Origin of the sequence: Bradyrhizobium sp. Rc3b (assembly GCF_900114915.1) — a bacterium.
Taxonomy (GTDB): Bacteria; Pseudomonadota; Alphaproteobacteria; order Rhizobiales; family Xanthobacteraceae; genus Bradyrhizobium.
Genome location: NZ_FOUS01000009.1, coordinates 1 through 15,924, shown reverse-complemented (window position 1 = coordinate 15,924; position 15,924 = coordinate 1). Strand labels below are relative to the sequence as shown.

15 protein-coding genes are annotated in these 15,924 nt (G+C 57.7%); 2 read left to right on the top strand and 13 right to left on the bottom strand.

The features are described from left to right. Positions 1–1,469: 1,469 nt before the first annotated feature. The 3 genes from BM190_RS21425 to BM190_RS21420 form a co-directional block, all read right to left on the bottom strand. The gene (locus BM190_RS21425; protein ID WP_244550692.1) at positions 1,470–2,267 is read right to left on the bottom strand and encodes an ABC transporter substrate-binding protein; all 798 of its coding nucleotides are present in this window, start codon (positions 2,265–2,267) and stop codon (positions 1,470–1,472) included. A 35-nt stretch (positions 2,268–2,302) separates the two neighbouring features. Further along, complete coding sequence (locus tag BM190_RS40605; RefSeq protein WP_177237205.1) at positions 2,303–2,491, bottom strand: hypothetical protein; 189 nt, start codon at positions 2,489–2,491, stop codon at positions 2,303–2,305. A gap of 379 nt (positions 2,492–2,870) precedes the next feature. After that, positions 2,871–3,056, bottom strand: a complete 186-nt coding sequence (locus BM190_RS21420; protein WP_091967664.1) for a hypothetical protein — start codon at positions 3,054–3,056, stop codon at positions 2,871–2,873. A 469-nt stretch (positions 3,057–3,525) separates the two neighbouring features. On the opposite strand from BM190_RS21420, the gene BM190_RS40600 reads away from it, so the two are divergent. After that, positions 3,526–3,714 (top strand): hypothetical protein, encoded by a 189-nt coding sequence (locus BM190_RS40600; RefSeq protein ID WP_177237204.1) that lies wholly within the window; start codon positions 3,526–3,528, stop codon positions 3,712–3,714. A 153-nt stretch (positions 3,715–3,867) separates the two neighbouring features. On the opposite strand, the gene BM190_RS21415 is transcribed toward BM190_RS40600, so the two are convergent. Beyond that, positions 3,868–4,089 (bottom strand): hypothetical protein, encoded by a 222-nt coding sequence (locus tag BM190_RS21415; protein WP_026201980.1) that lies wholly within the window; start codon positions 4,087–4,089, stop codon positions 3,868–3,870. A 197-nt stretch (positions 4,090–4,286) separates the two neighbouring features. On the opposite strand from BM190_RS21415, the gene BM190_RS21405 reads away from it, so the two are divergent. Next, a complete protein-coding gene (locus BM190_RS21405) occupies positions 4,287–4,541 on the top strand; it encodes a hypothetical protein (protein ID WP_092258709.1) in 255 nt (84 codons plus the stop codon). 289 nt (positions 4,542–4,830) lie between these two features. Here BM190_RS21405 and BM190_RS21400 read toward each other — a convergent pair whose 3' ends face one another. From BM190_RS21400 to BM190_RS21355, 9 genes are all read right to left on the bottom strand, one after another. After that, positions 4,831–8,199: an adenylate/guanylate cyclase domain-containing protein gene (locus BM190_RS21400; RefSeq protein ID WP_092258706.1), complete on the bottom strand. Its 3,369-nt coding sequence runs from the start codon at positions 8,197–8,199 to the stop codon at positions 4,831–4,833. 389 nt (positions 8,200–8,588) lie between these two features. Next, positions 8,589–8,882 carry a hypothetical protein gene (locus tag BM190_RS21395; RefSeq protein ID WP_092258703.1) on the bottom strand — a complete coding sequence of 98 codons (294 nt, stop codon included), beginning with the start codon at positions 8,880–8,882 and terminating at the stop codon, positions 8,589–8,591. A gap of 141 nt (positions 8,883–9,023) precedes the next feature. Further along, positions 9,024–9,959: a 2-dehydropantoate 2-reductase gene (locus BM190_RS21390; protein ID WP_092258700.1), complete on the bottom strand. Its 936-nt coding sequence runs from the start codon at positions 9,957–9,959 to the stop codon at positions 9,024–9,026. Between the two features lie 1,392 nt (positions 9,960–11,351). Continuing rightward, entirely contained in the window at positions 11,352–11,585 is a 234-nt protein-coding gene (locus tag BM190_RS21380; protein WP_092258694.1) for a hypothetical protein, read from the bottom strand. Positions 11,586–11,595: 10 nt separating this feature from the next. Then, entirely contained in the window at positions 11,596–12,939 is a 1,344-nt protein-coding gene (gene nhaA / locus BM190_RS21375) for a Na+/H+ antiporter NhaA (RefSeq protein ID WP_092258690.1), read from the bottom strand. Between the two features lie 125 nt (positions 12,940–13,064). Beyond that, the gene (locus BM190_RS21370; RefSeq protein WP_092258687.1) at positions 13,065–13,253 is read right to left on the bottom strand and encodes a hypothetical protein; all 189 of its coding nucleotides are present in this window, start codon (positions 13,251–13,253) and stop codon (positions 13,065–13,067) included. Positions 13,254–13,511: 258 nt separating this feature from the next. Further along, a complete protein-coding gene (locus BM190_RS39675) occupies positions 13,512–13,787 on the bottom strand; it encodes a hypothetical protein (RefSeq protein WP_143109066.1) in 276 nt (91 codons plus the stop codon). 193 nt (positions 13,788–13,980) lie between these two features. Next, positions 13,981–15,411 (bottom strand): DUF1254 domain-containing protein, encoded by a 1,431-nt coding sequence (locus BM190_RS21360; protein ID WP_092258680.1) that lies wholly within the window; start codon positions 15,409–15,411, stop codon positions 13,981–13,983. A gap of 284 nt (positions 15,412–15,695) precedes the next feature. Then, positions 15,696–15,924 (bottom strand): transposase (locus BM190_RS21355; protein ID WP_143109065.1); only part of this gene is annotated, 229 nt, incomplete at its 5' end.

Below are 15,924 nucleotides of genomic sequence, written 5' to 3'. Positions count from 1 at the left end.
ACCCGTCGTGCCTCCTCAAGGCGCATAGGTTCGGGAGGTGTCTCCCTGTTTGGGCCTCGTTCGTCGGTTGGCGTCATGGCTCGACAGTTCGACGGGTACCGATTGGCCAATTGATCCAAATCAAATAATGCCTCTGCCGTGAGCTTAGAGAACTCCGACTTTCTTCTGCAACGGGGTCATAAGCGGTCGTCGGGCGAGCGCGGCCCCGCGTCTGCTCTACCGACGATAACGGACATCACGACGGGATTACCATGATTCGGCTAAGGGCCACTAGGCGACATTGAGCGACGAAGCCTCAGCTGGCCCCTTAGTTCGTCCACTTGGGATCGTCCTCATGTTCGAAGGCTTCCGCTAGCTTTGTCCAGTCGTCAGCGAGGTCCAGCCACGCAGCTTCATCAAAGTCGCTCCGTGCGGACTTGGCATTTAAGCGGCATTGCTCCGCCCTCGTGCGGCATTTCTCGACCAGCTCTTTACGCACAAGAACGGGCTTAGGTCGGCGGCTTGAGGCCGGGCGAATTAAGCCACTCGGTCATGTGCGCGGCAGTTTCGTCCTGCCGGGCCTTCCGCAGTACCGCGTCCCGCGTGGGGCCGGGTGGAAGCGTTGCGGCCACGGTGCGCAGCTCCTTTGCTTCTTCGGCAAGGCGCTCTTCGAGGCATTTGGTTTGTTTGAAACGGCGTCGCCTTTGCACGGCGCGGCTCCTTTCCGTGAGAGGAAGGCGGGAGCGCTACCGGCGTTCTCATCACCGATAAAAGCCACGATCCGTTCGGTGATGGTTCCTAACGTGCCACCAATGGAAGGGTTGCACCAGATAAAAGAACGGACCCCACCAGTATGACAGTAGGGCTGCCTCTAATTCAAAAGCTTCTTGCGTAGCTTCTTGATGATCTCCCGTAGGACGTTCGCATAGTCCTCTATGATCCGTCGCGCTACTGCGCTCGGGGGCTCATCTTTATTCGGGAGCGGTTCTTCGGACGTAGGTTTCATGGTCTTATTGATTGATCGGCAAAGACCAGACGATCCATTGAGCTAGGTCAGGCAACATATATTGGACTGCCAAAGGTCCACTTTGGGTCAAAGGGCGAAAACTCGGCCTGAGCAATCAACGTCCGTACCGACCCGCTAAGCGGAACTCAGGTGTCTCAACTGCGCTGATGGGCCACTAACGGACTCATGCACGCAGAGCTCATTCGATTATCTCGTCGGCACGGGCGAGCACGGACGGTGGCACGGTCAGACCGAGCGCTCCGGCAGTTTGGCAATTGACGACCAATTCAAACTTGATTGGCTGTTCGACGGGCGCTTCGGCGGGCTTTCTCCTTTGATAATCTTGTCAACGAAACCAGCTGGTGCGAAAGAGATCTCGGGGGTCAGCGCCGTATGCTAAAAGCAAACCGGCTTGCGCCCAATCCTTGAAACTTGCAGCGCTCGCTAAGCCCGCCTCCAGTGCCGCTGCAGCAGATATGAAGCGCTATTCGATCACCTCGTCGGCGACAGCCAACAAACTCACCGGAAATTCCAGCCCAAGCGACTTTGCCGTTGTTCGATTGAGCACCAGCTCGAATTTGATTTGCTGGTAAAACGGGATGCCAGCCGGTTTTGCGCCTTTCATCACTTGATCGGTCATATCGGCAAGGCGAAGCATGGCGTCCCCAAGATCAGTGCCGTAACTCAGCAGACCGCCCACATCGACGAATTCACGATGAGGGTAGACAGCAGGCAGACGGTGTTTGGCAGCTAGATCAGCGATTAGTTGACGGTTCGTAAGGTGTTCGCCCTGATGCGCAACCATGAGACCGTCAACGCGGTCTGTTTCCATTTCATCGAACACCCGCTCATACGCTGCTCCGTCGAGCTTCTCGCTGAGCAATACAGCGGCAATCCGAATACCAACCCGGCCTGCGGCTTCTCGGAGCGGTGCGAGACCCGTTTCCCAAAACATTGTCGCAGATGAAGGAATGAGCACCCGCACATTGCGTAGGTTTCGCACCGTCTCGCTAAGGAATTGCAGACGCTTGTCGTATACTCCCAATCCCGCATCAACACTCACTCCAGTGATATTTCCATCCGGTTTGGCCAGGTTCGTCACGACTCCGCCGGCGACCGGGTCACCGCTGCTAACTAATATTGGAATTGTAGTGGTCAGGGGCTTCAACTGGCGTGCAATCGGGCCGGAAAGCGAGATGATCAAATCAGGATGACTGGCAATGATTGTGCGAGCCAAGTCTCCATAGTGTTCGGACCGACCGAGCGCCGAGTACCGGTCCACGAGCAGGTTTTGTCTTTCGACATAGCCATGCCTCTTCAACTCCCCAAAATAGCTTTGAACGTCAGGCGACCGTTGATAGTCATTCCCTCGGGCTTTTCGGCGGTATGGACGATCGCGATCCGTTTTATGCCCGGCGACCGAGCATCGGTCTGAGCGCAAACAGGCTTTGCGAAGCTCAGGGCTGCGGTGATCGCTGTACCCGCGATGAACTCCCGCTGTCGCATGTGCCCTCCAAGGATCACGCGGGGCGCGAACAATCTATCACTTTGTCATATGACTGTGTAAGCGGCATAGCTGCATTTGCGGGGCGGCGGCGAGCAAGGTCCGCTTGGGGTTGAGCGTTGCGCGCAATCGTGGATCGGCAGGCTGTACGGGTCTACAAGTGCTTTCCATGCCAGCGTATCGTCTCCGCGCCTCTGCGGGACTAAGGACATACTTGAAATTCACGGCTGTCGCATTTGCCTGTGCCCAAGCGCAGCTAGCGTAGCCATGACGCAAGCGCCGCACCCGTGCGCCGCCTACCAACCCCCGAGAGCCGTCAAACGAAAATGGTCAGGGACGAGCGCAACGGCGTCAAGGAGAGTCCAATGTCTCGCGGCCGCTTCAATTCGGCGCGCCGTAATTGATTTCATGCTGCGTGTCTGTCCTGCCAACGCTATCCTGATCAGCACGATCGTAATCGGCTTGCAGGCCTTCAGGACTTTGTCTGGCAATCAGAAGCTGTTTCCGCATTTCAGCCAGGCGGGCGCGGCAGTATTCGCGATAGAGCAGGTTGAATATGGCGGGCATGGGGGCCCCCATCGTTTGAGTATCGCTATGAGATATTCCGAGTTTCTAAGCCCCAGCGATGCTGCCCGATGTGAGCCCATCCACAGGCTGCGTCAAACTTCAAAGGATGATCAGCTAACTTGCTTGTCGGTGCAAAAACGGAACAGGGCTAATTACCTAAAATCTAGCATAGCAGCCTTCTGTTTCAGCAAAACTTCGTCAAACAACTCAAGATCGCTGCTGCGCGAATAAAAATCCAACCACAGCGCGAAATGAATTACCACTGGATGCAAGCACCGTTGGCTGCAACGCCGCCTGTTAGCCACCGTACCGAAGCAAGAATGGATCAACCGAGGCAGCTAGTCGGTCTGCCACTTGCATGTTCGGCGTGGACTGCTTTTCGGTAGGCAGCGAGCCGAGAGAATTGACGGCCAGCCCGGTACCAGCGGCAAGAACAGCTATTACAATCGCGGAGAGATATTTGATCCTCATGGCGATGATCCTCCCATTGCTGACGACAAGACAATTGTGTTCGCTGAAAATTGGTTCCGTTGCGGGCTGGTCCGTGGTTGCGAATGATGGAAAAATTTTGGCCGGGATTGAGGCGTCTCCCAGGCCAACCCGCCGCGCGCGTCTATCAGAACATCCCGATCGAGGCGAAAAGCGCAACCTCGATTAGGACAGTGAGGCTCATGATGCCGACAGTGAGAATTGCTTCGCCCGGTGGTAGAGGCGTCATAGCGTGCCTCGCATATTGCGAAGCCCCGAAGCCTAATAGCTAACCTGCCGAAGTCGGGAATGTTTCAGTTCCAAGCGCGTTAAGCAAAGATGCCTAACGCATTTCGAGTTCCTTGATCGCCAAAGCCGCAATTTGTGCCGGGGCAAGGACCTCCGTTTGCGCGATCTTGATGATCTTGCTTGCGACCATTTCCGTGAGCGGGTCGTCGCGATCCTGGACACAAAGCGTATGGAGCGCCTGCTCGTAAGCTGCGGTGATGCGGCTGACCATTTCCGGCTTTAAATCGACGGTTTGTAATCGCAGGTAGGTAGACATTTCTTGCCTCCTAAGCCCACGCGGGCGAACATGATAGCATGGGAGCCCGGTTGGCGATCTGAGAACTTTGGACGTTCGGAGCAGCGGTATTTGTGCGAAGCCGGGATCAAGGTGGCATGTCGCTCGTTACTACGGTGGCGGCAGGATATCCGTGCACGGCAAGGAGGCGGTGCACGTCAAGGCCAACGGTGGCAGCCATGGCAGATACCCCTTCGACCGCGTCCGTGGAGCATCGCCGGGCGATCTGCAACGAAATTGGTGAGCGACTTCGCGGCACCCTCACGGACGATCTCACCCCGCTACCATTGCGACTGGAAGGCATGGTGGAGCGGCTGGCCGAGTTGGACAGCGCCGCACCATCGGCCGCGCCGGATCGACAGGACGATGCGCCATCCCGGCCACTCTTGAAATTTGTGTCGGCGCTTTGGCGGGTCCTCCGAAGCGCAGCTTGAGACGCGGTTTACCTGGGCAACTACGGGCACCACGAAGATCGCCTAGCAAACGCGCGCGGGGCGCAGCCAGCGTGTCGCGCCGCGCGGCAGCGATGATCCATTAAGAAACACCCTCTGGCCTATCGGTGGACTTCGGGCCGAAAACGGCCCTGCGAGCTTGGAACGAACAGACTCGTTCATGGAGCATTTCACCACTTGCCCCTGCTCCGGGCAGCTCGATGCACAACCTTGCGCGTGAGGAGTGAAGGTATTGAGATGCCGTGCCTGCGAGCTCGGAGATAGCTTCGTGCTAGGTGCAGAGTTCTTCTAAGAGTGCCTTGCTGTCCTTCAAGTCGCGAACATCGAAGCCCTCGTCGAACCAATCGTAGACCGGGGCGAGAAGGTCGCGTGCTTCATCACCCTTGCCCTGGCGGCGCCAGAGTCGGGCGAGAGTGACGGCAGAGCGGACCTCCCAGAGTTTCGCCTCCTGTTGGCGAGCAATAGCAATGGCGCGTCGAAACTCGGTCTCAGCCTCGGCCTCGGCGTCCGGCCGAGCCGTCAGCATCAAGTCGCCTCGTCGCCGATGCAGCTCGGCCTCGAACCATCGCACCCCCAATTTCTCGGTTAGTACTAAGGCGTCGGAGAGTTGATCGAGGCCGGTTTCAAATCGTGCTCTCTTTGCCTCGGCTGCCGCGAGCTGCGCAAGGTAGAACGGAAGAGTCCATGCTGCGCCGGACGCCTGGAATCCCTCGATACCGTGTCGCAGTAAATCCACCCCGGCCTCGGCGTCGCCGGCTTCGGCCATCGTCCAACCGCGATAGGCGGTCCCCATCGCGAGAAAGAAGGCAAATCGCTGCTCCGAGGTTAGCGCAACTAGCTCCTCTGCCAGTTGCGCGACCATACCCGCGTCATCGAGGACGAAATGCAACCGGCAAGCGACGCTCAGCGCGAAGGCAAGGCTGATTGGATGGGACGACCCGCGCGCCTCCGAGATTGCCTCACTGCTCTGAACAAGCGCCTGATCGGGAAATCCAAGAAGGCTATAGGTTAGCGAGAGGAACGAAAGCATCGCCACGCGGGCGTTTTCTGCGAACAGTGCCGTCAAAGAGCGCTGCTGCGACGGATCGTAAAGGGCAAGCCCCCGCTCGAGATGGACGCGCGCCAAGGCCAATTGCCCGCGATGAAGGTAGCTGTCGCCGACAGCCCGATGACCGGCGACAAGAATGGCCGCATCGTTCTGTCGTCCGGCCAAATCTAGCAGTTCCTCAGCGATGCGATGCGATCGGTCCGTTTCGCCCCGCACATGATAGTGCACGAACTGCCCCCAAAGCGTCTTGAGCAGGTTCGGCCTATCGTTCAGTAACTCGCAAAGGCGGCGAGCCCGGGCATAAGCCTTGCCGGTCTCTTCGGCCGCATGTCCCTTCGCAGCGATCAGTGCGCCGCCGAGTGCGAGCTGGAGGTCGGCTTCGATGCCTTGGCGTCCGGCGGTATCGGGCAGATGGGATAGCAGATCGAGCGCTTTTCGCATCTGCGCGATTGCTTCTGTCATTGCCGATCGAGCTTTTGAGCGCTCACCGGCTTCCTGCCAATACGACACTGCCTTTTCGATCAGACCTGCATGCGTGCAATGATGGGCTAGGATCTCCGGTCGCTCTTGAATGCCCTTATAGAGCCTCTCCTCAAGCGCGCCCACGATTCGGGCGTGCAGCTCGCGGCGTTGGCTGCGCAACAGCGTGCCGTACGCCGCATCTTGGATCAGTGCGTGTTTGAACAAGAAATTGGCGTCAGGCGGTTCGCCGCGCCCAAACATGAGCTCGGCATTGATTAGCCGATCAAGTGCAGCCTGCAGCTCATTGTCGCATCGCTGTACAACGGCGGCAAGCAGGTCGTAGGAGAACTCGCGGCCGATGGCCGCGCCGATCTGCGCCACTTCCTTGGCTATCGGACCGATCCGGTCGAGCCGCGCCATCAATGAAGCATGGAGCGTGGCCGGCACAGCAAGTCCGGGTAGCGGCGCGAAGGAGATGGCTCGCGGGATCCCCTCGTTGCTTGTCTCGAGCACCGCTTTGGTCAACTCCTCAACGAACAACGGCACGCCATCCGTTCGTTCAGCAATCTCATTAACAATTTCGGTCGGCAACGTCCGGCTACCGGCCACGCTTCGGATCAGCGAGGCACCCGCTTTCTGGTCCAGCCGGTTCATCACAAGCAAACTGACGTGCGGCTTTCCGCTCCATATCAACTGGAGCTCGGGGCGGTAGGTGATCAGGACCAAAACTGGTAAGCTTGCTACGCGATCGACCGTCCGGTCCAGCAGCTCGCGCGAGCTCGGATCGATCCACTGCATGTCCTCGAACACGACCATGACTGGGTGTTTTTCTGCAAGAACTTCAAGCTGGCGGACCAGAGCGGCGAAGCTTCTCTCCTTCTTTTGTTGCGGCGTAGCAGCAACCGGCAGATACAGGTCACCGCCGGGAATCGACAGCAACTCGGCCAGGATCGCCACGTCCTCGTCGGACGGCAATGCTGGGGATAGTAGCAGCCGGAGCTTTTTGAGCTTCACTGTTGGCGCGTCCTCACGATCGAAACCAGCAGCTCGCTGGAGTTGAGCGGTGAAGGGATAGAGCGCACTTTCCTGATGATGAGGCGAGCAGAAATATCGCAAGAAGGTGTGCGGCTCGCGCTCGATACGCTCTTGGAGAGCCGCAACGAGGCGCGACTTGCCAATGCCAGCCTCGCCGACGAGCAGCATTACTTGGCCGCTATCCGCCTTCGCAAGGTCCCAGCTCCGCTCCAGTCGCGCGAGTTCTTCCTCACGCCCTACCAGCGGAGCGAGCATCGAAGGGTGCAACGCCTCGAAGCGGCTTTCTGCCGTTCCCTCATGAAGCACCCGCCAGGCTTGCACCGGGGCGGCAAAGCCTTTCAGAGTCACCGCGCCGAGGTTTTCATAGTCAAAAAGCCCGCCGATGAGCCGTCGCGTGTCCTCAGCGATGACCACGCCATCTGGTTCAGCGAGCGCCTGCAGCCTAGCAGCAAGGTTCGGCGTCTCGCCAAGGACCGCCTGTGTTTCTGCAGCCTCGCTGCCGATAAGATCACCTACGATGACGAGACCAGTCGCGAGTCCAAGACGAACCCGCAGCTCGAACTCGGGCGGCCCTCCAGGCACATGCCTGGTCGCGGCGATCTCAAGCGCAGCGCGCACGCTGCGTTCGGCATCGTCCTCATGCGCAGAGGGATGGCCGAAGAGGATGAGCATGCCATCTCCGATGTAGCGGCTGATGGTTCCTCCGTATTTGCGGACGACCGCCGCTACGCTATCGCGGTACTTGGCGATTATGTCCCGTAGATCTTCTGGGTCGAGCTTCGTCGCAAGCGCTGTCGAGCCGACAAGGTCGCAGAACATAACTGTGAGCTGGCGGCGCTCGGCGGAAGAACTTGGTACGGGTGATAAGCTCGAACGCTCGGTGACCCGTGACGTTATCGAGGTCGATGCGCCGGCAGCCGCCGTGACTAGCGGCAGTACTGTTGGCGTGAGCGCCGCACCGCAGTCACCACAGAAGTTCTTTCCTTTCGGATTGTCGGCTCCGCACGCGGGGCAGCGAAAGGATAGCGCCGCGCCGCAATCGCCGCAGACCTTCTTTCCCTCTAGGTTGAATCTGCCGCACTTCGGGCAATCCATGCCGCACCCAATCGAGCTTCGACCAATATGAGGTCGCGTCGGTCCGTGGGCGCCCCTTCAGAGCGCTCTCGACGATACTCTTCAGCTGCCTACCAAGCACCAAGAATGATCAAGTCACAACGGTCAGAAAGGAGATAGAGGCGATCGTCACAAGGACAATGAGCCAGCCGGGTGTCATCGTTGCCTCCCGAGCGTTTGTCTCGAAAGCTTAAGCTCGCAGGCACCACAAAATTATGAACTAGCTAACACTCTGCAGCTGAAGCCAATTTTCAATCTTAGAAAGCTGACGACAGCCTGACACGACCGAAACGTGAAAATGGTGCTGCAGCAAATACCGGCACCTGCGGCAGTCCGACTCGCACGTGTCGAAGATCATTATGAGAATTGCCTCATGCTTTCCCGTCTAAGCTCGCTTTTAAAATATCTAGTCCAACCTTAGTCAGGCGCATGCGGATGGTTGCGGGTGCGGCTGTCGTGACTGTCCTCTGTGGCTCGTCCTCTATCAGTTCGTTCGCGAGCAGTTTCCAGAGCATGCGCGGCGAGACGCCATTGCGCTCGCACTTCCAGGCGCTACCGTTCGGCCCATAAGTGCGAAACACTTTCTGGTCATTCGTCGCGATCATCGCGCGACGAACCGCAAGCGTGACGTTGAATCTCTTGTGTGACGGCGTCATCAGGAGCAAGAAAGGAGATGCCGGTTGATCGGCGTTGATTTAAATCAAAACGACCGCTTTAGGTCACAAGCGGTCGTCGTCGAGCGCGGCCCATCACGACGGGATTACCTTGGTTCGGGTAAGGGCCAGAACCGGACATCGGTAAAGCAATCAGGACACGCGCCCTGCGGCGCGCCGTTGCTCGAAAGCCTTGACGTTGGTGTAGGCGAGCAACAGCGTGTTGCACGGTATCTTCGCCTTCTCCGCCTTGCCAAGCATGAAGCCGAGGATGTGCTCCACCTCGGTCTGCCCGCCACGTTCGATGTCGCGCAACATCGACGTGGAGTACATAGAGTCCTGCTGGGAGAACGTGTCCTCCCACGATATCATGAAGGCCGCGCTGGGCGCGTGCCCGTTGGCCGCAGCGATGGCAGCGCCGCAACGAAGCTGGTCGAGAAAAAGGTCCCGGCCATATGGGGTGCGAATAATCTCGCCGACATTTGCCCGCATGAGGCAGGTCATGGCGGCTGCAGTCGAGAGATGGACCAGCTTTTCCCACATTCGTTGAACGATATCGGCGACCGCGAGGACCTCCACGCCCTTCGCAGTCTCGAACAGCGTGGCCAATTCTCTCACGCGTTCCGTCATCTCCCCCGATTGCTCGCCAAAGGTAAGCGTTCGCCAGTCGTTGAACTGCCGGATCGCACCATCAGGCAAGATCGTCGCCTGTATTTTTGCCGTGCCACCAAGCACTCGGTGTCGGCCAAATTTCTTATTCAGCACGTCGATATGCGCAATGCCGTTCAAGAATGGAAGGACATAGCCGTTAGATGCTACGGCGGGCGCGATTGCCGCGACTGCAGTATCGAGATCATATGCCTTGCAGGTCAGGATCACCGCGTCATAAACCGGCGCTACCTCCGCCGCGACCACCGTTTTGACTGCTATTTGTGCGTCCCCGAATTGGCTCTCGATCCGCAACCCTTGCTCAGAAAGGCTCTTGCGACGTCCATCGCGGACGAGAAATGTAACATCAGCCCCACTCTCGGCGAGGCGGCCGCCGAAATAGCCACCGGTGCCTCCAGCGCCCAACACTAGGTACCGCATTTGCTTGCCCCGGCGTTCGCTTTGGGGCTCATCAAAGCATGTTGAGCGCCTCCCGACTAGGGCGATGTCCGCTTTGGGTCACAAGCGGCCCTCAACGGCCATCACCGTGAAGGTCCGCTTGGGGCCAACAGCGGAAGCAAGGTATTCTGAAATGAAAGAGGCCGCCAACTGAGGCGGACTTAATTCATCTTGCGGCGGAGTTTCCGAATGATCTCGCGGAGGTCTTCTACGTACTCCTCAATAAGGCGACGTGCGTCGTCCAGCCGTGACGGCTTGGCTTCCTTGCTCTCAGTCTGTTTATCGGGCGCGGCCATGGCCCGACGATCTGGCGTGGCGCTATGCGCCGCTTGAGATAGATCAAGGGGGCCCAACTGAGGCGGCCTTACCTAACTTGGCCGCCACGCCGGATCGGTGAGGCGGATGGCGCGAACGTTGGGATTGCTGTTGAAGATTTAGCCTCCCGAGCGATCTTCAGCGCAGCGCGGCTGACCTACAGCCCAAAGCCCGGTCGCGGCGAGCCGGCCTGCATTCGCGCGGAACTAGAATTTAGATCGTTTGAAGAAATATCATCCCGACGACGGTCACAATAAAACCGATTGCCGTCACTGCGGCGAAGCACCGCTCTACGCTATCCATGAACGCACCCCCTGCCAAAAGAAATAACTTCATCAAAAGTGAGAGCTGGCTGTCACCGTCGAGGGGACTTTGAGCAACCAAAAGCGCTCAGCCGCCACACCCTGCGCCGATGGCGTGATGTTCGTATCATCTCGCATTGCTGGGAACGAGAAGCTAGATGTGCACGGGTGATCGCGCACCGCATCATTGGCTAAATGCTCCCAATACTCAGCTTCGGCGAGCAATTTCCAACTTCTATCGGGATGATGCGCGGCAGTCTGACGGCACAACGATGCCATCGCGCGTAGGCGACTCGCAGTATCCACCTACTCCTCCCAATGCTTTTGTGTTTTCCACCCTATTTTCTATTTTTGCGTCGGAGTCATTATGATTATGACAAAGAACCAATTTTGATTTCTAAAGCGCGATTCGGCTTTCGTTGCGGCTTCAAATCGCGTTTCATTTACAGAAGCTAAGGGGCCCCGAATGACAGGGCCTTATTCGGTCACTTCGTCGGCGCTACTGAGGAGGCAGACCTGCCGCGCACTGCGCCGACCGACGCGATCGGCCAGAAGCGGAAGTCCCGTATCAGGTCTGGCCCGCAGCCTTGATCAGTTCAATGGAAAATGAAGTAGAGAAGGTATATCGAGTAGCCAAAGGCAAGAAGGCCCACTGCTACTGAAAGCGAAAGGAGGAGTTTGTCGTCTTTCATCGATACCTGCTCGCGATCAGAGCGAGGTGATGAAGTTCAGCGGGACCAGGGCCAGCGGTTGGCAGTCATATCTCACCGCTTTGAGTTGAAACAAGCCGAATAGCGGCAGGACCTTCAATATTGGCGCCAGCGTACTTCTGCGCAGCCGAAATAAGGGTTTCGACGGCAGATTGGTTGTATGAGGGGTGCTTGGGATCTAGATGCAAGGCAGTTTCGACAATCATTACCTGAGTGATTCCAGAGGGCAGAACTTCAACGGCAAATGATACGAAGGACACGTGCGGAGCTTTGAAGGACATTGAATCGCCTTCACTGACGTCGCACGTAGAAGGCGCCCCAGCCAAGGCCAAGCGTGGCGGCTATGACCGAGCCCAACAGGACGCCCAATTTTGCCGCCCTCAACAAATCTTCATTGGAGAAAGCCAGCATCGAGATGAAGATGGACATGGTGAAGCCGATGCCTGCCAGCAGTCCGACAAGAAGGACGCCGCCCCAAGAAACTCCGGGAGCAAGTCGGCAGAACCCCGATCGTACGGCGATCCAAGTTGCTCCGATAACGCCGAGCGGCTTCCCTGCTATCAGAGCAAGTGCCGTGCCCATCATCACCAGCAGGCTGGCAGCAGGGAGATCATCCGTACCCGTTATGCTGACCCCTGCATTCGCCAACGCAAAGATGGGCATCACTCCGTAAGCTACCCACGTATGCAGTGCCATTTGCACGCGCGACACAGGCGGCAGAATCTCGCGGCGAGCGACGTGAAGGTCGCGCAACGCTTGCTGCAACGAATGCGGATCACCTTCTTTCATCGCATCGCTAGTCTTCAACTGTCCAAGTGCTCGCGATGCCACATCAAGCGGAGGTTCCCGCATTGCTAAGGGGCGAGCCGGAGTCATCAGCCCGAGCACCACTCCTGCAAGTGTTGGATGGACCCCGGCGATGAAGAAACCGCCCCAAATCAACAAGCCCGGAACCAAATAAGGCAGTGCCGCACCGATCCCGACGCGTTGGAATGCTAAGACCCCAAGAATGCCAGAAGCTGCGATAACAAAGCCGCCCCACTGCAGACTTTCGGTGTAGAAGACGGCGATGATCAAGACTGCAATGATGTCGTCTATAATCGCTAGTGCGAGCAGGAAAACTCGGACATTGACCGGGATTTTTCGTCCAAGCAGGGCGAGGACGCCCACGGCAAAGGCGATGTCCGTCGCGGTCGGCACCGCCCAGCCGTGCCCCCGAGCAGGATCATTGTTGAGGCTCAAATAGATGAGTGCCGGTACGAGGACGCCACCGGCCGCAGCAACTAGCGGCAGAACAGCCTGGTCGAGGCGGCTCAATGCGCCTTCATGAACCTCCCGCCGAATCTCCATGCCTACAACAAGAAAAAAGGCAGTCATCAAAACGTCATTCACCCAGAAATGCAGTGACTGGGAGAAGACGTGCTCGCCAAGACCAATTGCGAACGGCAGATTCCAAAAGACGTGGTAGCTATGTGCTGCCGTCGAATTTGCCCAGAACAGTGCCGCAGCCGCTGCAACGAGAAGCGCTAAACCGCTTACCGCCTCGACATGCAGAAATCGATGAAGTGTGTTCGCAGCCTGTTCCGCCAGCCGCTGGGCTGTGGGTAAATCGCCAAATGTAGGTTTGTAATTCATGGGCGCAGGTCATCCGCGTGGCGGCCCGACCATCGCGTTACCTGTCGCTGCCCAATTCAGCGAGCACCCATGCGTCCTTATACAAGGCGATGGTGGCAATTCAAGCCCGAAACAAGCGCTGCGTTCTATTTGGTGAGCCATGTCACGACGGCGGCAAAGCCGACCGCGAAGAACACCAAAACGATTGGAGGATAGAGTACGACAGCGGTATCAAAGCGTAAGAACCATGGATGCTCTCCCGCCCTGTTCGGACGGCCGACAAACGAAAGGATGAGTGCGATCACGAGGAACGCAAAACCGCTCCACAAACTCATAGCGATTTCCTCCGTCTGGACAGGAGACAGGCGTCGCCCACCAAGCGCAAGCTAGCCAATCGTCGCATGCGCCCTGGGACCAAAACCCCTGGATAAGACCGTCATGGGTTAGCAATTTTTCGCCAGCAGATAGCTCGCAAGCGAGCGGCGATCGAAGCGGGCACGACCTCGCATCCGGCCTGCGTCGGATAACCGACACCGGAATGCGCTCAACCCTGTTCGGTTAAGGGCCAAATGCGGGTCATGGAGCTGAGAGAGTCAGATAAAGCCTTCGATGTATTCTCGCACCGCCTTTGTGTCGCCAGCCGCGGCAGCACAGATACCGAATGCATGGATTTCATGAGGCAATGCGCTGCTTGGGCTCTTGACGATATCCGTCATCATCGAAGAAACCGCCTCGCGCATACGGCCAGCGCTCAGAAGCGCGAGCGCGGCTTTCTTGCTCCGTTTGAGATGTTCTTCTCGCGTTAACATCGAAGGCAGGTGGCGGATGATACGAAAAACAAGCCTGTTCCTTACTGACTTGGCAGTCAATCTCGTGAGAGTGCCAAAAGCAACGGAGCCCGCTCCATGCTATCGCGCGATGTCCATTGAGGAGCGGTGAGCGGACCTCTAGCAGATGCGGCGCAACTTCGCAGTTGGGCCAGAAGAGGCCGTCCGTAGCGACTTCGCGCGCAGAGAACTCCGCCGGCACTGTACTTCGTGCGCCGGGCGGAGTTAGTTTTAATCAGTTGACCTTGACGACGTGCGGCACTTTCCAGCTTCCATCAATGATGGAAGGGGTAGTCTCTTTTGGCCAGTACATCCGCAGCATTAGGACAAAATCACCTTTCGGTGCGGGCAGCCAGTTAGCTTCTTTCTCTGCGCCCGGCGACTCGTTTTGGAAGTATAGCGTCAGCGACCCGTCGGCATTAAACTTCGGATTGTCCCGCATGCTCACGGTAAACCTGTTGAGTGGATTTGGGACGAACCACCAGCCTTGGTCGATCATATACATGGTGAACGACCAGAAACCGTTGACGGGGGGCGTCGCATCTCTTGGGAAGGTCAACGTGTACTTGTTCGCACCGCTCAGCTTCTGTCCAGCCGAGTCCTTTTCGGTGTTCGGATAGACAGCGTCACGCTCTTGATTGGCAGGCCAGCCAAATGCCGCCACCACCGCTCGCTTCATGTAATCGGCAGGGCCGTAGGTACCCAACCCTTTGGTAACCGACCAGCCGTTGACTATCCCACCAAGGTTTTCCTTGTTTGCCTCGATCTTCTTCAGAGCTGTCTGTGGAATGTCCTTCAATGCTTGCTGAACAACTGGGTCAAGCTTGCTCATTTCGAACGGCTTCCCAGGCTCGATACCAATTTTCGCCATGCTCGCGAGTATCGGTGCATCCGTCGCAGGCGCCGGAGCCGCGGATGCCATCAGTTTTGCCAATAAATTGAAGTATCCCTCCGTTCCCATGGCAAGAATGACCGACTGCGGTTTGTCGGTCATGCTGAAACCCGGACTCGGATTTACCGGCGGTGTCACAGGGGTATACGGCTTTCCCCAAGCGGAAAGGGGCGTAATCTTATACTGTGCCTGCAACGCGTTGACGGCCTTGTAATCGTCCTCGCTGCCATCGGCATATGTGCGGCCGAGAATGACCATGTAGCGCGTAGCCACTGGAAAATGTTTCATATCCGCCGGCACCTCACCTTTCCAGCCCGGCGCGGTGAACAAGTAGTTGGCTGCCTTTCCGCTTGCAGTCCGCTTGCCCGGCGATGACTCTGAATCCGACATCCACAAATCGGTAAGCTCAAAGAGATAGAAACGGTCGCCCATGTCTGGGTGACTGAATACCTGCGGCTCCGCAAGATCGAGCCAAGCAACCGAGTAAAGCGTGTCAGCGTTGGGCGCGGAGACGCCGCGATAGTCCGCAGGCGGATAGCGCGGAACGTTGACGAATTGACCGGTCGGGCTTGTGAACCCCTCGACCTTTGGCACGTTGCTCATCTGAACGCGGGTCACTTCAGTCGTGATCAGCGAATAGCCATAGACATAGGCATCGGTGGCGATCTGCTGCGCTTCCGCGGGCGATTGTGCGCGCGATGGTACGGCGGCCGCCAAGCACGTCGATACGGCAACGCCAAGAACAAGCAAAACACGTCGATCGATCGGGATCATGCAGGCACCCTTTCTTACGTTAGACAACCGTTTGAGGGATAGGGGGCAGGTCGGCACGCTAAAGTAGAAGCTCCAAAGAAAAGCATGCACGCAAAACCGCACTATTGATTCAGATCAACAGGTGCCCTTCCGGAAGGCGTTTGGCGTTGTCAGCCAAGCCGGAGATCGGCTTTGGGCCGATTTTGTTGCAAAAGTCGGCTGTAACCGACGGATGCCTTTCGGCCATTCGGTATGGCCGACCGGCTTTGATCCGCCGACCCTAATGCTCTCACGCAACTCCTACGCTACGCAATGCGCAAAGTATGAGAGGGTGGTGGTCGCGCAACGAACGACGCGAGGCGCCTCAGATTTTGAGCGATGGCGGCCAGAACAAACTCGTCCTGGGCGCCCCGTGGGCCACGAAGCCGAAGTCGACCAAGCCTCAGGATGCGCTTCAAGTGTGCAAACTGCATCTCGACCTTCTTGCGCTGACGTCGCGACGCCTCGAAGCCCTCGGTGCCAGCGAACGACCGT